Here is an 18789-nt window from a genome sequence, read left to right on the forward strand (position 1 = left end):
AGGAAACTAGCCGCAGGCTGTACTTGAGTACGGCAAGGCGACGTTGACGCGGTTTGAAGAGATTTTTGAAGAGTATGAAAAGAAAAGGAGGTTGGTCATTGTACCAGCCTCCTTTTGAGTATGATATAATAGTTTTATGAGATTAGATAAATTTTTAGTTGCCTGTGCTGTAGGGAGTCGAACAGAGGTCAAAAACTTGCTCAAGGCTGGGCGCGTGACGGTAAATGGTAAAAAAGAGAAATCAGCTAAACTGCAAATTGATGAAGAAAGAGATGAGATTCGCTTTGATGGCCAAGTGCTGGAGTATGAAGAGTTTGTCTACTATATGATGAACAAGCCCCAAGGAGTCATTTCAGCAACTGAAGATCCTAAGCATAGAACGGTTCTAGACTTGTTAGATGATTATGCTCGTGCCAAGGAAGTTTTTCCTGTCGGTCGTTTAGATATTGATACCCATGGTCTTTTGCTTTTGACTAATGATGGTCAGCTGGCCCATGCTCTTCTTTCACCAAAACGTCATGTGGATAAGACCTATTTGGCTCAAGTCGAGGGAATCATGAGCCAAGAAGACGTGGAGACATTTGCTAAGGGGATTCCGCTCAAGGACTTTACCTGCCAGCCAGCTAAACTGGAGTTTGTATCAGTAGATCCAGAAAAAAATCAAAGTCTGGTTCGTGTGACTATTGCTGAAGGGAAGTTTCATCAAGTCAAACGAATGGTGGCCTTCTGTGGCAAGGAAGTGGTGGACTTACAACGTTTGACGATGGGAACTCTAGTCTTGGATGAGAACTTAGAACAAGGAGAATGGCGTCGCTTGACCAAGGAGGAGTTAGAAGTGCTCTTTGCAAGTATTGCTTAATTTGCTTTATATTAGAAAAAGGTGAGGGAGAATGTCCTTGCTTTTTTCGTTTTTCAGTTGCTTCCTTTGTGAAAAGAGTTATAATAGACAGTAGAATAAAAGGAGGAATCTATGAACGCGATTCAAGAATCATTTACAGATAGACTATTTGCCAACTATGAAGCAAATGTCAAATACCAAGCGATTGAAAATGCTGTCAGCCATAACGGAATTTTTGCAGCCCTAGAACGTCGCCAAAGCCATGTAAACAATACACCTGTTTTCTCATTGGATTTGACCAAGGACAAGGTTACTAACCAGAAAGCCTCTGGTCGTTGCTGGATGTTTGCAGCTCTCAACACCTTCCGCCACAAACTCATCTCTCAATACAAACTGGAAAACTTTGAGTTGTCACAAGCCCACACATTCTTCTGGGACAAGTACGAGAAATCCAACTGGTTCTTGGAGCAAGTCATTGCGACTGCAGACCAAGAATTGACGAGCCGCAAGGTTAGCTTTCTACTCCAAACACCTCAACAAGACGGTGGTCAGTGGGATATGGTAGTGTCCCTCTTTGAGAAATACGGTGTCGTGCCCAAGTCTGTTTACCCTGAGTCTATCTCATCTAGCAGCAGCCGTGAGCTCAATGCCATCCTTAACAAATTGCTTCGCCAAGATGCTCAAATCTTGCGTGACTTGCTCGCTTCTGGTGCAGACCAAGCGACTGTTCAAGCTAAGAAAGAAGACCTCTTGCAGGAAATCTTTAACTTCCTTGCCATGTCTTTGGGTCTTCCACCACGTCAGTTTGACTTTGCTTATCGTGACAAGGATGATAACTATCAAAGTGAAAAGGGTATTACTCCACAAGAGTTTTACAAGAAATATGTCAATCTTCCACTAGAAGATTATGTTTCTGTTATCAATGCTCCCACTGCTGACAAGCCTTATGGCAAATCTTACACAGTTGAGATGTTGGGAAATGTGGTTGGTAGCCGTGCAGTTCGTTATATCAACGTTCCTATGGAGCGCTTGAAAGAATTGGCGATTGCCCAAATACAAACAGGAGAAACTGTTTGGTTTGGTTCAGATGTTGGCCAGCTCAGCAACCGCAAAGCAGGAATCCTTGCGACAGATGTTTATGACTTTGAATCAAGCATGGATATTCAACTGACTCAAGACAAGGCTGGACGCTTGGACTACAGCGAAAGCTTGATGACCCACGCCATGGTCTTGACAGGCGTGGACTTGGACGAAAATGGTAAGTCGATCAAGTGGAAGGTTGAGAACTCTTGGGGAGACAAGGTCGGTACAGATGGGTACTTTGTTGCCTCAGACGCTTGGATGGACGAATACACCTACCAAATCGTTGTTCGCAAAGAATTGCTGACAGCAGAAGAACAAGCTGCTTATGAAGCAGAACCAATCGTACTCGCACCTTGGGATCCAATGGGTGCCTTGGCAGAATAAAGTATAGAGAAAAGAGGTTAGGGAAATCCTAGCCTCTTTTTTAAAAGTGGTGACAGATGATGCTTGTCAAGAGAGTTCTTCTTATTTTGAGTATTTAAGTGACAGAGAAAAAGATATGTGTTATTATAGTAGTACAAAAGGATATCGGAGTAGAAATGAAGTATTTAAGCAGCCAAGAAATCAAGGATCGTCAACGAAACATCAGTGACATTAAACCCTATAAAACAACCAAGGAAATCGTCGTTTCAAATATCTTTACCTTCTTTAATGCTATGAACTTGGCTCTGGCAGTTCTGGTAGCCACAACCTTGCGATTTGAGAACATGCTCTTTTTAGGTGTGATTGCCATCAATACAGCCATCGGTATTTTCCAAGAAGTGCGTTCAAAAAATGCTTTGGAAAAGCTGAGTTTGCTTGGTAAGAGTAAGTACAGGGTCAATCGAGATGGTCAAACGATCGAGATTGATCCGGAGGATATTGTTTTAGAGGAGTACCTGCATCTCAATCTGGGAGACCAGGTACCTGTTGATGCGGAAGTCCTTGAAGGGAATATTGAAGTGGATGAGTCCTTGCTGACTGGTGAGAGTGATTCGGTCTTTAAAACAGTTGGTGACAAGCTGATGAGCGGAAGTAATGTCGTCAGCGGTACTTGTCTGGTTACGGCAACGGCTGTGGGTCCAGATAGCTATATTAACAAACTCGCAAAATCCAGCAAGGAATTTAAAAAATACCCTTCTCAACTACGCGATTACATGGATAAGATTTTAAAAATCGTTTCCATCTTGCTGGTGCCAGTTGCCATTCTGCTCTATGTAAGAGGTTTTAGTCTAGGACGGTCTTATGTTGAGATTGTCTTGGGAAGTTCAGGCGCCTTGGTCGGCATGATTCCAGAGGGTTTGATTCTCTTAGTCAGCGTTTCTCTAGCAGTAGCGGCCATGAAGCTGGCTAAAAAGAAGGTTCTGGTGCAGGAGCTATACTGTGTGGAGACCTTGGCGCGAGTAGATGTTCTTTGTTTTGATAAGACGGGAACTATCACGACGGGGAATATGAAGGTCCAAGAAATGGATGCTAATGTAGCAGAGAAACTATCTTCTTATTTGGCTTATTTCGAAGATGAAAATGCGACGTCGCGGGCTCTGAAAACTTACTTAACCTGTGAGAAAAAATGGGAAGTTCAAGAAGTTGGTGCCTTTTCAAGTAAAAACAAGTATTCCTTTGTTCAAGTAAAAGATGGTGGGACCTATTTCTTCGGTGCTTATGAATTTCTAGGCTTTACCCAGCCGATGGATGCCTACTATGAGCATCTGAAGCAGCAAGGTTTTCGAATCTTAACACTCGCTCATAGCAAGGACCAGATTACGAGTCCAGCTAATATGGAACTACTAGGCCACGTCGTTTTGTCAGATGAGATTAAGGACAATACCAAGGAAACCTTTGACTATTTCGAATCTCAAGGTGTTGAAGTGAAGATTATCAGTGGTGATAATCATGTGGCTGTATATGGGGTGGCTCGTAAGGCAGGTTTTAAGGAAGAAGCCCGTGCGATTGATATGACCAAGGTGAGTGAACAAGATTTTGAAAGAGTGGTCTTGGAACACGAAATCTTTGGACGTGTGACACCTGAACAGAAGCAAAAGATGGTATCTATTTTGCAAAATGCTGGTAAAACAGTTGCAATGAGTGGTGACGGGGTCAATGATGTTCTGGCTCTCAAGAAAGCAGATATCAGCTTTGCTATGAAGGGGGCTACGAGCGCAGCCAAAAGTGTATCCAATATTGTTTTTTTGACCGATGATTTTGCGGTATTTTATGATATCTTGATGGAAGGTCGCCGGGTCATCAATAACATCCAAAAGGTAGCCTCTCTCTTTCTAACAAAGACCTTCTTCTCCATCGTTTTTGCCATTTTGAGTGTGGTATTTGGTTTGGAATTCGCCTTTATCCCTATTCAGTTTACAATCATTTCAGCTATTACGATTGGGATTCCATCCTTCTTCCTAACTTTTGAGTCGAATAAAGAAAAGGTCAGCACACATTTTATGCGAGATATTTTGACCAATGCTGCGATTGGTGGTGGCATTCTAGTCGCTAGTGTACTCTTGACGAACTTCTTTATCACTGTCCCAGGTCAGGTCAAATTCATTTGCTTCCTACTTGCCCTGATCAATGGTCTGTGTCTAGTTGCTAAGGTCAGCCTGCCTTTTAATCGATACAAGTTGCTCTTGCTCACGTTTTTGAGCCTTGCAGCCCTTGTAGGAGTGCTTGCCAATACCTTTATCTTGCAAGGAGCGTTTGTGCCTTTAGAAACCAGCCAAGTTGTCTATGTAGCCATCCTAGCAGTGGTGATTGGGGGCTTGCATTATCTGACTAGAAGAAAAAGTTGATACACAAAAAGAATCAGGTTTATTACCTGATTCTTTTTTATTTATATTCTCGATAGCTTGGATTACATGATCTTGAAGTAGTGAGCGACAATACCAACAATAAACAAAGCAACGATGATAATGATTGGTGAAACCTTTTTCTTAAGCAACCACATACAGAGGAATGTTAAGAGTAATCCTAGCAATCCTGGAATTAAAGAATCAAGTTGACCTTGTAGAGTATTGTGTTTTACTGGTCCAAGGTTTATACCAGGAGCTCTGTTCAGTATTTCAACTAATTTCTCTCCAGTTACAGAACCATCAGGAATTTCAACGTAAGCCTTTGGATCTGTAAGAGTTGTAGATGGTAAGGCGATTTTGAAACCAATATTGACCCATTGTTTTACAAGAACACCAATAATAAACATACCTAAGATAGAAGCACCTTTGGTAATATCTTGGAGGATACCACCAGACATGTCTTTAGTGATTTCAGATCCAGCTCTGTAGCCGAACTCTTGTGTATACCATAGGAAGGCCATACGGATAGCATTCCATCCAAAGAAGAAGAGAAGGGGACCGATAATGTTACCAGATGCAGCAAGTGAAGCACCAAGGGCTCCAAGGATAGGACGAACTGTAAACCAGAATACTGGGTCACCAATACCAGCAAGAGGTCCCATCATACCAATTTTAACCCCTTGGATAGCCGCGTCATCGATTTCAGTACCGTTAGCGCGCTCTTCTTCAAGCGCAAGAGTAACCCCCATGATTGGAGCAGCTACGTATGGGTGAGTGTTGAAGAACTCAAGGTGACGCTCAAGAGCAGCCGCTTGGTCTTCTTTTTTAGTGTATAATTTTTTGATAGCTGGGATCAATGAGTAAGCCCAACCCAAGTTTTGCATACGCTCGTAGTTCCAAGAACCTTGTAGGAATTGTGAACGCCACCAAACTTTTTGACGATCTGATTTTGATAATTGAATTTTTTCAGCCATGATTGTTCCCCTTTCTAGTAGTCTTCTAGGATATCACCGATTGGGTCGTTAGAAGTGGCATTTCCTCCACCGATATCTCCACCTCTCTTAGAAAGGTTAATGTAAATAAGTGCAAGTGCAACACCGATTGTACCAAAAGCGATGAGAGATAAACCGCTAACAGCAGCAAGAGCAAAACCGATAGCGAAGAATGGCCATACTTCACGAGTTGCCATCATGTTGATAACCATAGCGTAACCAACAGCAACAACCATAGCACCACCGACTTCCATCCCTTCTTTTAGCCAATCTGGCATCGATTGAAGGGTGGCTTTTACAGAATCTGCAGGTATCATAAGTAAAAGAATAGCAGGGATTGCAATACGTAATCCTTGGAGGAGAAGAGCAGTATAATGTGCTCGTTCAACACCACGAATATCCCCTTTTTTAGCAGCAGAATCAGCACCATGAACTAGGGCAACTGAAGCTGTTCGGACAATCATGGTCAAAAAGAGACCAGCTACGGCAAGAGGGATAGCTGTTGCTGTAGCTACTGAGATATCATCTTTTGCACCACCACTCTGCACTAAAATAATTGCTGATGCCACGGATGCAAGAGCTACATCAGGTGCAACAGCAGCACCGATATTAGCCCACCCAAGAGCGATTAACTGAAGTGAACCACCCAGCATAACACCTGCTTCGAGGTTACCAGTTGCAAGTCCGATAAGGGTACATGCGACGATTGGTTGGTGGAATTGGAATTGGTCCAAGATACCTTCTAGACCGGCTAAGAAGGCAACAAAGACTACTAAAACAATAGAAATAATAGACATGTTCTAAATCCTTTCGTAAATTATTAAAAGCAAAAAGTTTAATTTTACTGCATGTTTGCTTTCTTAATCAAGTCAAACAAATCTTTTTTCGTGTCGTTTGGTACTTTACGTACGTCAAATTCAACACCGAGGTCACGCAATTTTTCAAAGGTTGCAACGTCTTCTTTGTCCATAGACAAAACGTTGTTAATCATTGTTTTACCTGTTGAGTGAGCCATAGAACCAACGTTAAGGGTCTTGATTGGCACGCCACCTTCGATAGCACGAAGTGCATCTTGTGGAGTTTCAAACAAGATAAGGGCATGAGTTTCGCCGAAACGTGGGTCTTTTGCAACGTCGATCAATTTCTGGATTGGGACAACGTTGGCTTTTACTCCGTTTGGAGCTGCTTGTTTGATCAATTCTTTACGCAATTCGTCGTTTGCAACGTTGTCTGAAGCAACGATGATACGGTCTGCTTTTGAATCAGGAGTCCAAGCAGTGGCAACCTGACCGTGAAGGAGACGAGTGTCTAGACGAGCAAGGTTGATTTTCAGTTTACCGTCACCGATAACTGTTCCTTCTGGAATAGCAGCTTGGGCAACTGGAGCAGCTGCAGCAGTTGCAACTTCCTCAACTGGGTTAAGCTCTTCTGGAAGAGCCTTGATGCCATCTTTGGCTTCTTTAATGATATTCGCAGCGACTTTATCCACACCTGCATTCGCGTCCATAAGGCGCTCTGTGTAGGCTTGGATCAACATCGGCAAGTTCAGTCCTGTGATGATGGCAAACTTACGTTCTGGATTTTCTCCCATCACGCGGCTAGCTTGGTTGAATGGAGATCCACTCCAAAGGTCAGCCAATACTAGAACCTCATCTTCTGCGTCAAATGCAGCCACAGCGTTGTTGAATTTAGCGTAAAGGTCATCTGGACCTTCATTTGGCATAAAGGTTACAACTTGAACCTTTTCTTGTTCACCAAAGATCATAGATCCTGACTGATGAATACCTGCAGCAAATTCGCCGTGGCTCGCAATAATGATTCCGATACTCATTATTGTCATTCCTCCTTATAAAATGTTTGACTGTATGTTTAAGAAAACTTTAAGCCTAACCTTAAGTATAAACCGTTTTCATATAAAAATCAACTACTTTTTCTAAAAAGATGTAAAAGTTTTCATAGAATGACTTTTTAAAAATATTAATATATCAATGTTTTTGAGAGATAAATGAAAATGGCGATAGAAAATTTAATATAAAAATACAGAAAACGAGGTGTTTTTGTGAAAACGGAATGAAAACAAAAAGGAAAGATTGCAGGGTCGCAATCTTTCCTTTTATAGGAACAAATTTTGTAAAGCGTGGGCAACTCCATCTTCTTCGTTGGTCAGAGGAAGTTGTTCGTCTGCATATGGAAGAAGAGCAGGATTGGCGTTTTTCATAGCATATCCCTTGCCTGCAAATGCCAACATTTCAGTGTCATTATGCTCATCACCAAAGGCGATTAAGTCTTTTTTATCACGATTCATCACATTGAGCAAGTACTCTAGAGCAAATGCCTTGTTTACACCCTTGGGAGTACACTCGAGGATGTTGAGGGGCCCGCCCCAGGTATTGATGGATAGTTGGTGTTGATAAAAACGATTCATCTCGTCCGCTAAAGCGTATTTGTTTTCAGCCCTTGTTTGCAAGAGGATACAGTTGGGATCTTTGGTTACTCGTTCGGGTTTGAATTGATTTTCCGGCCGGAAGTTCTCTACGCCAAATAGTTTAGGGTCTGCAATTTCCTCATTCGGAGTCGTGATATAGAATTTTTTTCGATATTCTCCTGCAATAAAATCAGCCTGGATGTCCTCCGTGCGCTTGACCATGTCTAGGAGGTATTTTTTGTCCAAGGTCAAGCACTTTTCATGCTCCCAAGCCTGTCCTGGTAGATGGGTAAGGGAACCATTAAAGTTAATCATGGGAGTATGCAATTCTAGCTCACGGTAGAAATCTTTTGCCATACGATACGGACGGCCTGTCGTGATGATGACATGGTGTCCTTTTTCTGAAATTTTTTTGATCGTCTCTTTGGTGAAATCGGAGAGCTTGCTTTCACTATTCAGCAGGGTTCCGTCCAAGTCGACTGCGATAATTTTTTTAGTCATATAAACCTTCCTAGTCGTTTCCAGATAAGATGTCTTCTATTATATCAAAAAGAAGGAAGAAAAGCAGACAAGAACAAAAACTACAGTTGCTTTGATTTATTAAACAAATCAAACAAACATATTGAAAAGGTGAATGATAAATGATATAATACTCATATTGTTCGTAAAAAAACAAAAGGAGATTAAAAATGGACAAACTATTTAAACTAAAAGAGCACGGGACAGATGTCCGTACAGAGGTGCTTGCTGGTTTAACAACATTCTTTGCAATGAGTTATATTCTCTTTGTAAACCCTCAAATGCTTTCCCAAACGGGTATGCCTGTTCAAGGTGTGTTCTTGGCAACGATTATCGGTTCTGTAGTAGGTACTCTGATGATGGCTTTCTATGCTAATTTGCCATACGCGCAAGCACCAGGTATGGGACTAAATGCCTTCTTCACATTTACAGTTGTATTTGGGATGGGCTATACTTGGAAAGAAGCTCTTGGTATGGTCTTCATTTGTGGAATTATTTCACTGATTATTACCTTGACAAATGTTCGTAAAATGATCATCGAATCTATTCCTACAACACTTCGTTCAGCTATTTCGGCTGGTATTGGTGTTTTCCTTGCCTATGTTGGGATTAAGAATGCTGGTCTCTTGAAATTCTCAATCGATCCAGGTACTTATACGGTAGCAGGTGAAGGAGCAGACAAGGCTCAAGCTGCACTTACTGCAAACTCAGCAGCTGTCCCAGGCTTGGTAGACTTCAATACTCCAGCAGTATTGGTGGCTCTTGCAGGTCTGGCTATTACCATCTTCTTTGTTGTTAAAGGCATAAAAGGTGGAATCATTCTTTCTATTTTAACAACGACTGTCCTTGCCATTGCTGTTGGTGTTGTGAATTTGTCAGGGATTGACTTCGCTAGCAACAATCTTTCATCAGCGGTTAATGATCTAAAAACTTTGTTTGGTGCTGCTCTGGGTTCAGAAGGTTTAGGATCTTTGATTTCAAACACTTCGCGTTTACCAGAAACCTTGATGGCTATTCTTGCCTTCTCACTAACGGATATTTTTGATACAATCGGTACTCTTATTGGTACTGGTGAAAAAGTTGGTATCGTTGCGACAAGTGGGGAAAACCATGAGTCCGCTAAATTGGACAAGGCTCTTTACTCTGACTTGGTGGCAACTTCAGTAGGTGCTATTGCAGGTACTTCAAACGTTACAACCTATGTTGAGTCTGCGGCGGGTATCGGTGCTGGTGGACGTACTGGTTTGACTGCCCTAGTGGTTGCAATCTGTTTTGCTCTATCTAGCTTCTTTAGCCCACTTCTAGCGATTGTTCCGACAGCTGCAACAGCACCAATTTTGATCATCGTCGGAATCATGATGCTTTCTAACTTGAAAAATATTCCTTGGGATGATATGGCTGAAGCGGTTCCTGCCTTCTTCACATCTATCTTTATGGGATTCAGCTACTCTATCACACAAGGGATTGCTGTTGGTTTCTTGACATACACCTTGACAAAAGTTGTCAAAGGTCAAGCCAAGGATGTGCACGTGATGATTTGGATTTTGGATGCCTTGTTTATCCTTAACTATATCAGTATGGCGCTATAAATGGTATAATAGAAAAAGGGGAGTCTCCCCTTTTTCTTATAAGGAGGTACATCATGAAAGATAAGACGATTTGGCAAGAGGTTTTAAACAGAGGGAAATGGGTGCTCATCCTTTTGGTAGCTTTTGTTCTATCTCAATTTCCCATAGGACTTGCTTTGTTTTTAGCAAACAAACAGTTTCCGATTTTACAGTCAGGGCTCTTAGTAGGTGCTCTATCCATAGTCGTTTTGATTGTATTCATTATTGGTGCACGAAAAACACAACTTGCTACTTTTAATCTATCCTTTTTTAAGGCAAAAGACTTGGCTCGCTTGGTATTGAGTTATCTGGTGATTTTTGCGACAAATCTCTTGGGTTCAGTCCTGCTTCGACTAACAAATGAGGTAACAACCAATAACCAATCAATACTGAATGGTATAGTTCAGAATAGTTCCTTGATTACCACTTTTTTCATACTAGTCTTGATTGCACCGGTTTGTGAAGAAATTTTGTGTCGTGGAATTATTCCAAAAAAGATCTTCCGTGGAAAAGAAAAACTTGGCTTCGTTGTTGGTGCAATTGTCTTTGCCTTGCTCCATATGCCAACCAATCTGCCTTCTGTGATTATTTATGGAGGGATGTCAACGGTTTTGACTTGGACAGCCTATAAGACTGAGCGTTTGGAGATGTCCATTTTGCTTCATATGATTCTCAATGGTATTGCATTTTGTTTGTTGGCCTTATTGGTATTGATTAGTAGAAATCTAGGTCTATCATTCTAAACCATTGGCCTACTTGGAAAAGATGAATACTAAAGTGTCCATCTTTTTTCTTTTTATGGTAAAATAGAGAGATAATATGGTAGAGAACCTTAAGGGAGTAACCGTTATGTCCAATAAAGTCAACCGCGAAAAAACAGCCATTTGTGGAATTATCAATGTGACGCCAGATTCCTTTTCAGATGGTGGTCAGTTTTTTGCTCTTGAGCAGGCACTCCAGCAGGCTCGTAAATTGATAGCAGAAGGAGCGAGCATGCTAGATATCGGTGGAGAATCAACTCGGCCGGCAACTCGGCCGGGCAGTAGCTATGTTGGGATAGAAGAGGAAATCCAGCGTGTTGTTCCAGTGATTAAAGCTATCCGTGAGGAAAGTGATGTTCTCATTTCCATCGATACTTGGAAAAGTCAGGTGGCAGAGACTGCTTTGAAAGCTGGTGCCAATTTGGTCAATGATATCACTGGTCTCATGGGAGATGAGAAAATGGCGGATGTGGTTGCTAAGGCTGGAGCGAAAGTGGTTATCATGTTTAATCCAGTCATGGCTCGACCTCAGCACCCTAGTTCGCTCATATTTCCTCATTTTGGTTTTGGGCAAGCTTTTACAGAGGAAGAGTTAGCTGACTTTGAAAAAATGCCAATCGAAGACTTGATGGAGGCTTTCTTTGAACGTGCTCTAGCGAGAGCGAACCAAGCTGGGATAGCAAGAGAAAACATTTTGCTGGATCCAGGAATTGGCTTTGGTCTGACCAAGAAAGAAAATCTCCTTCTTTTACGGGACTTGGATAAACTCCATCAGCAAGGCTATCCAATCTTTCTTGGAGTTTCGCGCAAGCGGTTTGTCATTAATATCTTGGAGGAAAATGGCTTTGAAGTTAATCCTGAGACCGAACTTGGTTTCCGCAATCGGGACACAGCTTCGGCTCATGTAACCAGTATCGCTGCGAGACAGGGTGTGGAAGTGGTGCGCGTGCACGATGTAGCCAGTCACAGGATGGCGGTTGAAATTGCGTCAGCCATTCGTTTGGCAGATGATGCAGAAAATCTAGATTTAAAACAATATAAATAAGATGAACGAAATTCAAAACAATCAGTGGATTGCCCACTACCGGACGGACCAACCGCATTTTGGTTTGGAACGAATGGTAGAACTCCTAGCTCTGCGAGGCAATCCCCATCTCAAACTCAAGGTTATCCATATTGGCGGGACCAATGGCAAGGGGTCTACCATTGCTTTTTTGAAAAAGATGCTGGAAAAGCTAGGTCTAAGAGTTGGGGTGTTTAGCTCGCCCTATCTCATTCATTATACGGATCAGATTAGCATCAATGGGGAATCCATCCCCGAAGCGAGGCTAGAAGCCCTCATGGCAGACTATCAGTCTTTGCTTGAGGGGGAATCTGCTGACAATTTGCAGGGAACAACCGAGTTTGAGATTATCACAGCTCTAGCTTATGATTACTTTGCCTCAGAACAAGTAGATGTAGCTATCATGGAAGTCGGTATGGGTGGTCTTTTGGATAGTACCAATGTCTGTCAGCCAATTTTAACAGGAATTACGACCATTGGACTAGATCATGTAGCCCTACTTGGTGACACCTTGGAAGCCATAGCAGAGCAGAAGGCAGGTATTATCAAACAAGGTATTCCCTTGGTAACAGGTCATATTGTTCCAGAAGCTTTGACTGTGATTGACAATATTGCAGAAGATAAAAATGCACCTAGACTCGTCTATGGAAGTGATTATCAGGTTCGTCATCAAGAAAGCGTGGTAGTTGGTGAAATCTTTGATTATACCAGTTCTGTCAGACAAGATCGTTTTCAAACAGGTCTGCTTGGTTTACACCAGATAGAGAATGCGGGGATGGCCATAGCTTTACTTGATACTTTTTGTCAAGAAGATGGGCGGGAGTTGGCAAGTAATGACTTGGTTGCTCAAGCGTTGAAAGAAACTAGATGGCCAGGGCGTTTGGAGGTCGTGTCTAGTGACCCCTTGTTGCTTTTGGATGGAGCCCACAATCCTCATGCTATCAAGGCTTTATTAGCAACCTTGCAAGAACGCTTTGCGGATTATCATAAGGAAATCCTCTTTACGTGTATTAAAACCAAGGCTTTGGAGGATATGCTGGATTTGCTAGAAACGGTGCCAGATAGTCAATTGACTTTAACCCATTTTGACGATAGTCGGGCGACGGATGAAAGCGTGCTGAAAGAGACAGCCAAGTCTAGAAATCTCAATTACCAAAGTTGGCAGGATTTTCTAGAGCAGAAATTGACAGATAAAAATGAAGAGAAACAAACAGTTAGGATTGTCACGGGTTCCTTGTATTTCTTGAGCCAAGTGAGAGCCTATCTGATGGAGAGGAAGAACGAGAATGGATACACAAAAGATTGAAACGGCTGTAAAAATGATTATTGAGGCTGTTGGCGAGGATGCTAACCGAGAGGGCTTGCAGGAAACACCTGCTCGTGTAGCCCGTATGTACCAAGAGATTTTTTCAGGTCTTGGCCAAACTGCTGAGGAACATTTATCAAAATCCTTTGAGATTATTGATGATAATATGGTGGTAGAAAAGGATATTTTTTTCCACACTATGTGTGAACACCACTTCTTGCCCTTTTACGGGAGAGCCCACATTGCCTACATTCCAGATGGTCGTGTGGCAGGCCTGTCTAAGCTAGCCCGTACGGTTGAAGTTTATTCTAAAAAACCACAGATTCAAGAACGGTTGAATATCGAAGTGGCCGATGCCTTGATGGACTATCTGGGGGCTAAAGGAGCCTTTGTTGTCATTGAGGCGGAACATATGTGTATGAGCATGCGTGGTGTCAGAAAACCAGGTACTGCAACCTTGACGACAGTAGCTCGCGGTCTATTTAAAACAGATAAGGACCTCCGAGATCAGGCTTATCGTCTAATGGGACTATAATACCCTTCGAAAATCAAATTCAAACCACGTCAGCTTCCATCTGCAACCTCAAAACAGTGTTTTGAGCAGCCTGCGGCTAGCTTCCTAGTTTGCACTTTGATTTTCATTGAGTATAAAAAGAATCCGCTTTGGGCGGATTTTTCTAGAAAGGACTAGTTATGGATCAACTGCAGATTAAAGATTTGGAAATTTTTGCCTATCATGGTCTCTTTCCTAGTGAGAAGGAATTGGGGCAGAAGTTTGTCGTTTCAGCCATCCTATCCTATGATATGACTAAGGCGGCTACAGAATTGGATTTGACAGCTTCTGTCCATTACGGAGAACTGTGTCAGCAGTGGACGACTTGGTTTCAGGAAAGCACTGAGGACTTGATTGAAACGGTAGCCTACAAACTAGTTGAACGTACCTTTGAGACCTATCCACTTGTCCAAGAGATTGAGTTGGAACTAAAAAAACCTTGGGCTCCAGTGCATTTACCGTTAGATACCTGCTCAGTGACCATTCACCGTCGTAAGCAGCGGGCCTTTATCGCTCTAGGAAGTAATATGGGAGACAAGAAAGCGAACTTGGAACAAGCTATTGATAAACTGCGGACTCGAGGTATCCATATTCTCAAAGAGTCCAGTGTCTTAGCGACGGAGCCTTGGGGTGGTGTGGAACAAGATAGCTTTGCCAATCAGGCGATTGAAGTAGAAACCTGGCTTCCAGCATCAGTCTTATTAGAGACCTTGTTAGCTATTGAGTCAGAAATGGGACGGGTTCGAGAAGTTCATTGGGGACCGCGTTTGATTGATTTGGATCTGCTTTTTGTGGAGGATCAGGTCATTTATACAGACGACCTCATCTTGCCTCATCCTTATATAGCAGAACGCCTCTTTGTTCTTGAACCGTTAGTGGAAATAGCTCCCCATTTTATCCATCCAATCTTAAAAAAACCGATTCGTTGCTTGGTTGACCAGTTGGAGCAAGGAAATGCCTAAGCTTTCCGAGACCTATAGCAAGTGGAAGAGTATCGGGGAGGGACTACTTGCTATTGTTTTAGGGCTTCTCTTGATTCGTTTTGGACAGGTTATTCCGCGAATGGGGTACCAGTTGCTGATGGGCTACTTTTCCTTGTCAGCAGTTTGGCACTTGTTGACTCGCTGGTTTCAGGATAAACAGCGTAGGGAAAACATCTTTGTAACCTTGGCCAAGCTGGTGGTTGCGGCTCTCGTGTTTGACTCTATCATCTTGCAAGATCTTGCCCTCTATCTCCTGGTTTTTATCATTGCGAGCTACCAGCTGTTTACGGGCATCATTAGTCTTGTGACTTGGTCTCTCTATCGAAAAAATGCCATTCATCCTCGGATTCATCATCTCTTCGATGCTGTATGGATGATAGGATTCGGGCTTTATAGCATCTCTCCTTTTCACGATGCAGCGAATTTTGAATTGCTCTTGCTTGGGTTTTACTTGCTCATGCTAGGAGCCAGTAGCCTCCGGGACGGTTTCTTTTTTGAGAGGATAGAAAGCAATCCCAAGCTGAAACGACGAATGCGAATGACCTTGCCAATCTTTGTGACGGCTCTTATCCCTATCAGCACCTTGCGTAAACTGAATGAGTGGCTGTCAAATCATGAGAACCAAGAAGGAGAAGTTCATTCAGAAAGAAAAAACGATCAGGTGGTTGATCTAGAAATTTTTATTCATACCTCAGAAACATCTTTCTTCCTTGCTATGGGACATGTGGATATTTGCTATCAAGGGACGGTTATTTCCTATGGCTCGTATGATCCTCACTCGGAGCGTTTATTCGGCATGGTTGGAGATGGTGTTTTGTTTAAAGCCAATCGGGAAAAATACATCGAGCTCTGTAAGAGGGAAAGTCAGAAGACCTTGTTTGCTTATGGTCTGAGTTTGACGGACCAACAGAAAGCAGCCATCCAAGCTCGTCTAGTAGAGATAGAAGATCTGTTAATTCCTTGGGAACCAAGCTCGCAGTTGATGAAAAGAAGAGAGGGCGAGGTCAAGCATACCTACTCCTACCAACTGAAACAGGAAGCGGATGCGACCCTCTATAAATTCAGCTCATCCGAGTTTAAGACCTACTTTGTTCTCAGTACCAATTGTGTTTTGCTGGCAGACTCTATCGTGGGAAAAGCTGGGACTGATATATTGAGTCCCCAAGGTTTCATTGTGCCAGGGACTTATCAGGATTACCTTGATTTAGAGTATACAAAACCAAACGGTCTAGTTGTCAGTCGCTCTATTTATTAGAAAAAGAAAACTCTAGTTCCTCAGCAGTTTGCGCCGAGAAGCTAGAGTTTTTTAAAATAGGTCATTTTCTTCTGGAAGGAGGATGGTTTCTCTGCCGTCCAGGTCTAAAACAAGGACCCTAGGAGGGTAAAGCGGATCGAAAGGATGATTGAAATCAAAATCGATGCTAGTCGGAAGGTGCTGGCTAGAAAAATGGAAGGTGATGGTCCCCTTATTGTTGAGCAGTTGAAACTCAAGCTCTTCTTCTAATTCAAAGACATTTTTCAGGAAATGATCAATAATATACCATAAAGAGTCAATGACATCGTCAGGCAGGCTGGTCACGACACCAAAACTAGCGGAACGTCTCTGTGTATTTGTAAAAGCCATGTTTTCCTCCCCCTTTTATTTTTCCTTATCATACAGCAAAATGTCTTAAAAATCAAGAAATCGTACTTGCTTTTTCAAAATGGGAATAAACTGTGAAATTTTTCAAAGTTTCTCTAAAAAATACTTGAAAGTGTTTACAATAAGTGATAAAATGGAGTAAGTAGATGCGTGAAAGCGAAATTTTCATTATAGAAAGGAAACGGAATGAACACAGATGATACAGTAACGATTTATGACGTCGCCCGTGAAGCAGGAGTTTCAATGGCAACAGTTAGCCGTGTCGTTAATGGCAACAAGAATGTTAAAGAGAACACTCGAAAAAAAGTCCTAGAAGTGATTGATCGCTTGGACTATCGTCCAAATGCGGTAGCGCGTGGTTTGGCTAGCAAGAAAACAACGACAGTCGGAGTTGTGATTCCGAATATTACCAATGGTTATTTCTCAACGCTTGCTAAGGGGATTGACGACATTGCTGAAATGTACAAGTATAACATTGTCCTAGCGAATAGTGATGAGGATGATGAAAAGGAAGTTTCAGTGGTCAACACTCTCTTTTCAAAACAAGTTGATGGGATTATCTTTATGGGCTATCACTTGACTGAAAAGATTCGTTCAGAGTTTTCTCGTTCACGGACACCGGTTGTTCTTGCTGGTACTGTGGATGTAGAACACCAACTTCCAAGTGTAAATATCGACTACAAACAAGCAACGATTGATGCCGTGAGCTACCTTCTCAAAGAAAACGAAAAGATTGCTTTTGTTAGTGGACCACTTGTTGATGATATCAATGGCAAGGTTCGTTTGATTGGTTACAAGGAAGCCTTGAAAAAAGCTGGACATTCTTATAGCGAGGGATTGGTCTTTGAATCAAAATACAGCTATGATGATGGTTATGCCTTGGCAGAACGCTTGATTTCATCACAAGCTACAGCCGCAGTTGTAACAGGTGATGAATTGGCAGCAGGTGTCCTAAATGGTTTAGCTGACCATGGTGTATCTGTGCCAGAAGAGTTTGAAATCATTACGACAGATGACTCTCAAATTGCACGATTCACTCGTCCAAACTTGACGACTATTGCCCAACCTCTTTATGACTTAGGTGCTATCAGCATGCGTATGTTGACTAAGATTATGCATAAGGAAGAGTTGGAAGAACGTGAAGTTCTCCTACCTCATGGTTTGACAGAACGCCGCTCTACACGAAAACGTAAATAGAAAAAATCAGGGAATCGTGAAGATTTCCTGATTTTGTATTCTAGAGAAGAGGATTAGCCTTCCATATAGTCTTTTAAGGCTTGTCCTTTTAGTCCAGCATTAAGGGCAATTAATAATTTGAGGCGAGCTTTTTGAGCGTTGAGTTCTTTGACAAAGAGAACGCCAGACTCTTGCAATTGAACCCCTCCACCTTGGTAGGCATAAACAGGTTCAGCAATGCCATTAAAACAACGTGAGACCAAGGCGACTGGGATTCCTTTTTGGAGGAGATTTTCCAACTTTTGAGCTGTTTCTTTGGGGATATTACCTGCTCCGAAGGCCTGAATGACTAGGCCATCCAGCTGTTCCAAATCTAACATATCGATCAGCTCGTCTGTCATACCGGCATAGGCTGAGATGATAGGAACCAGACCTTGAATATGCTCAAGATTAAATCGGACACGAGGTTCAGCCGTTTTGAAGTAGAGGATTTCTTGCTTCATGATGAGGCCAAGTGGTCCATGTGTTGGGGTTTGAAAGGTCCCGACGTTTGTCGTATGGGTTTTGGTTACGTACTTGGCCGCGTGGATTTCATCGTTCATGACGACCAGAACCCCCTTATCAGCTGACTTGTCATCGCTGGCGACTCGTAAAGCGCTCAGATAGTTGTAAACACCGTCGCTACCAAGTTCGTTTGAACTACGCATGGCCCCTGTTAGAACGATGGGGATGGGCGGAATTTTCATGGTATCAAGGAAGTAAGCTGTTTCTTCTAAGGTATCTGTACCGTGTGTGATGACAACTCCATCGTAGTTATTAGCTTCCTCTTTAATCTTATGATAGAGTGCAAGCATATGCTTGGGTTTGATATGGGGACTTGGCAGATTAAAAAAGTCTAGGGCATGAACCTCAATCCCTTCAAGTGGATTGGAAACATGGTTCATGGGATTGTCCTGACTAGTTACAACGGCACCAGTGGCGTCTGCTTGCATGGAAATAGTCCCACCTGTATGTAAAACAAGGATTTTCTTAGGCATGATTTAGTCACTCTTTCTGAAATGTGGTATAATCAT

The 18789-nt window shown here is 42.4% G+C and carries 17 protein-coding genes; 11 read left to right on the plus strand and 6 right to left on the minus strand.

Features of this window, described 5'->3' with window-relative positions; all coding sequences use genetic code 11:
* Positions 1-136: 136 nt before the first annotated feature.
* The 3 genes from SOR_RS01070 (at position 137) to SOR_RS01085 (ending at position 4689) form a co-directional block, all read left to right on the plus strand.
* Positions 137-859 carry a pseudouridine synthase gene (locus tag SOR_RS01070; protein ID WP_001234891.1) on the plus strand — a complete coding sequence of 241 codons (723 nt, stop codon included), beginning with the start codon at positions 137-139 and terminating at the stop codon, positions 857-859.
* Between the two features lie 111 nt (positions 860-970).
* Positions 971-2305 carry an aminopeptidase C gene (gene pepC / locus SOR_RS01080; protein ID WP_000991690.1) on the plus strand — a complete coding sequence of 445 codons (1335 nt, stop codon included), beginning with the start codon at positions 971-973 and terminating at the stop codon, positions 2303-2305.
* A gap of 155 nt (positions 2306-2460) precedes the next feature.
* Positions 2461-4689 carry an HAD-IC family P-type ATPase gene (locus SOR_RS01085; RefSeq protein WP_000876397.1) on the plus strand — a complete coding sequence of 743 codons (2229 nt, stop codon included), beginning with the start codon at positions 2461-2463 and terminating at the stop codon, positions 4687-4689.
* A gap of 62 nt (positions 4690-4751) precedes the next feature.
* On the opposite strand, the gene SOR_RS01090 is transcribed toward SOR_RS01085, so the two are convergent.
* From SOR_RS01090 to SOR_RS01105, 4 genes are all read right to left on the minus strand, one after another.
* Positions 4752-5663 carry a PTS system mannose/fructose/sorbose family transporter subunit IID gene (locus tag SOR_RS01090; RefSeq protein WP_000818312.1) on the minus strand — a complete coding sequence of 304 codons (912 nt, stop codon included), beginning with the start codon at positions 5661-5663 and terminating at the stop codon, positions 4752-4754.
* A gap of 14 nt (positions 5664-5677) precedes the next feature.
* On the minus strand, positions 5678-6478 hold the full coding sequence (locus SOR_RS01095) for a PTS mannose/fructose/sorbose transporter subunit IIC (RefSeq protein ID WP_000022710.1): 801 nt from the start codon (positions 6476-6478) through the stop codon (positions 5678-5680).
* Positions 6479-6522: 44 nt separating this feature from the next.
* Positions 6523-7512 (minus strand): PTS sugar transporter subunit IIB, encoded by a 990-nt coding sequence (locus tag SOR_RS01100; protein WP_000021982.1) that lies wholly within the window; start codon positions 7510-7512, stop codon positions 6523-6525.
* A 282-nt stretch (positions 7513-7794) separates the two neighbouring features.
* Complete coding sequence (locus SOR_RS01105; RefSeq protein ID WP_000162372.1) at positions 7795-8607, minus strand: Cof-type HAD-IIB family hydrolase; 813 nt, start codon at positions 8605-8607, stop codon at positions 7795-7797.
* Positions 8608-8795: 188 nt separating this feature from the next.
* On the opposite strand from SOR_RS01105, the gene SOR_RS01110 reads away from it, so the two are divergent.
* The 7 genes from SOR_RS01110 to SOR_RS01140 all read left to right on the plus strand — a co-directional run bounded on the left by SOR_RS01110 (position 8796) and on the right by SOR_RS01140 (position 16153).
* Complete coding sequence (locus SOR_RS01110; RefSeq protein ID WP_000359247.1) at positions 8796-10214, plus strand: NCS2 family permease; 1419 nt, start codon at positions 8796-8798, stop codon at positions 10212-10214.
* Positions 10215-10267: 53 nt separating this feature from the next.
* The gene (locus tag SOR_RS01115) at positions 10268-10975 is read left to right on the plus strand and encodes a CPBP family intramembrane glutamic endopeptidase (RefSeq protein ID WP_000653645.1); all 708 of its coding nucleotides are present in this window, start codon (positions 10268-10270) and stop codon (positions 10973-10975) included.
* Between the two features lie 76 nt (positions 10976-11051).
* The gene (gene folP / locus SOR_RS01120) at positions 11052-12038 is read left to right on the plus strand and encodes a dihydropteroate synthase (RefSeq protein ID WP_000230048.1); all 987 of its coding nucleotides are present in this window, start codon (positions 11052-11054) and stop codon (positions 12036-12038) included.
* Position 12039: 1 nt separating this feature from the next.
* Entirely contained in the window at positions 12040-13362 is a 1323-nt protein-coding gene (locus SOR_RS01125; protein WP_001002852.1) for a bifunctional folylpolyglutamate synthase/dihydrofolate synthase, read from the plus strand.
* A complete protein-coding gene (folE, locus tag SOR_RS01130) occupies positions 13343-13897 on the plus strand; it encodes a GTP cyclohydrolase I FolE (protein WP_000380932.1) in 555 nt (184 codons plus the stop codon). The genes SOR_RS01125 and folE overlap by 20 nt, the downstream gene beginning before the upstream one ends.
* A gap of 158 nt (positions 13898-14055) precedes the next feature.
* Positions 14056-14877 (plus strand): 2-amino-4-hydroxy-6-hydroxymethyldihydropteridine diphosphokinase, encoded by an 822-nt coding sequence (gene folK, locus SOR_RS01135; protein WP_000372521.1) that lies wholly within the window; start codon positions 14056-14058, stop codon positions 14875-14877.
* Entirely contained in the window at positions 14870-16153 is a 1284-nt protein-coding gene (locus SOR_RS01140) for a hypothetical protein (protein WP_001125363.1), read from the plus strand. Before folK ends, SOR_RS01140 begins: the two co-directional genes overlap by 8 nt.
* A 51-nt stretch (positions 16154-16204) precedes the next feature.
* Here SOR_RS01140 and SOR_RS01145 read toward each other — a convergent pair whose 3' ends face one another.
* The gene (locus SOR_RS01145; RefSeq protein WP_000886045.1) at positions 16205-16522 is read right to left on the minus strand and encodes a DUF960 domain-containing protein; all 318 of its coding nucleotides are present in this window, start codon (positions 16520-16522) and stop codon (positions 16205-16207) included.
* 204 nt (positions 16523-16726) lie between these two features.
* On the opposite strand from SOR_RS01145, the gene ccpA reads away from it, so the two are divergent.
* A complete protein-coding gene (gene ccpA, locus SOR_RS01150; protein ID WP_001090635.1) occupies positions 16727-17737 on the plus strand; it encodes a catabolite control protein A in 1011 nt (336 codons plus the stop codon).
* Between the two features lie 53 nt (positions 17738-17790).
* Here ccpA and SOR_RS01155 read toward each other — a convergent pair whose 3' ends face one another.
* Positions 17791-18753, minus strand: coding sequence for an asparaginase (locus tag SOR_RS01155; RefSeq protein WP_001124803.1), 963 nt, complete (start codon positions 18751-18753; stop codon positions 17791-17793).
* Between the last annotated feature and the right edge of the window lie 36 nt (positions 18754-18789).

This window comes from Streptococcus oralis Uo5 (assembly GCF_000253155.1).
GTDB classification, from domain to species: Bacteria; Bacillota; Bacilli; order Lactobacillales; family Streptococcaceae; genus Streptococcus; species Streptococcus oralis_L.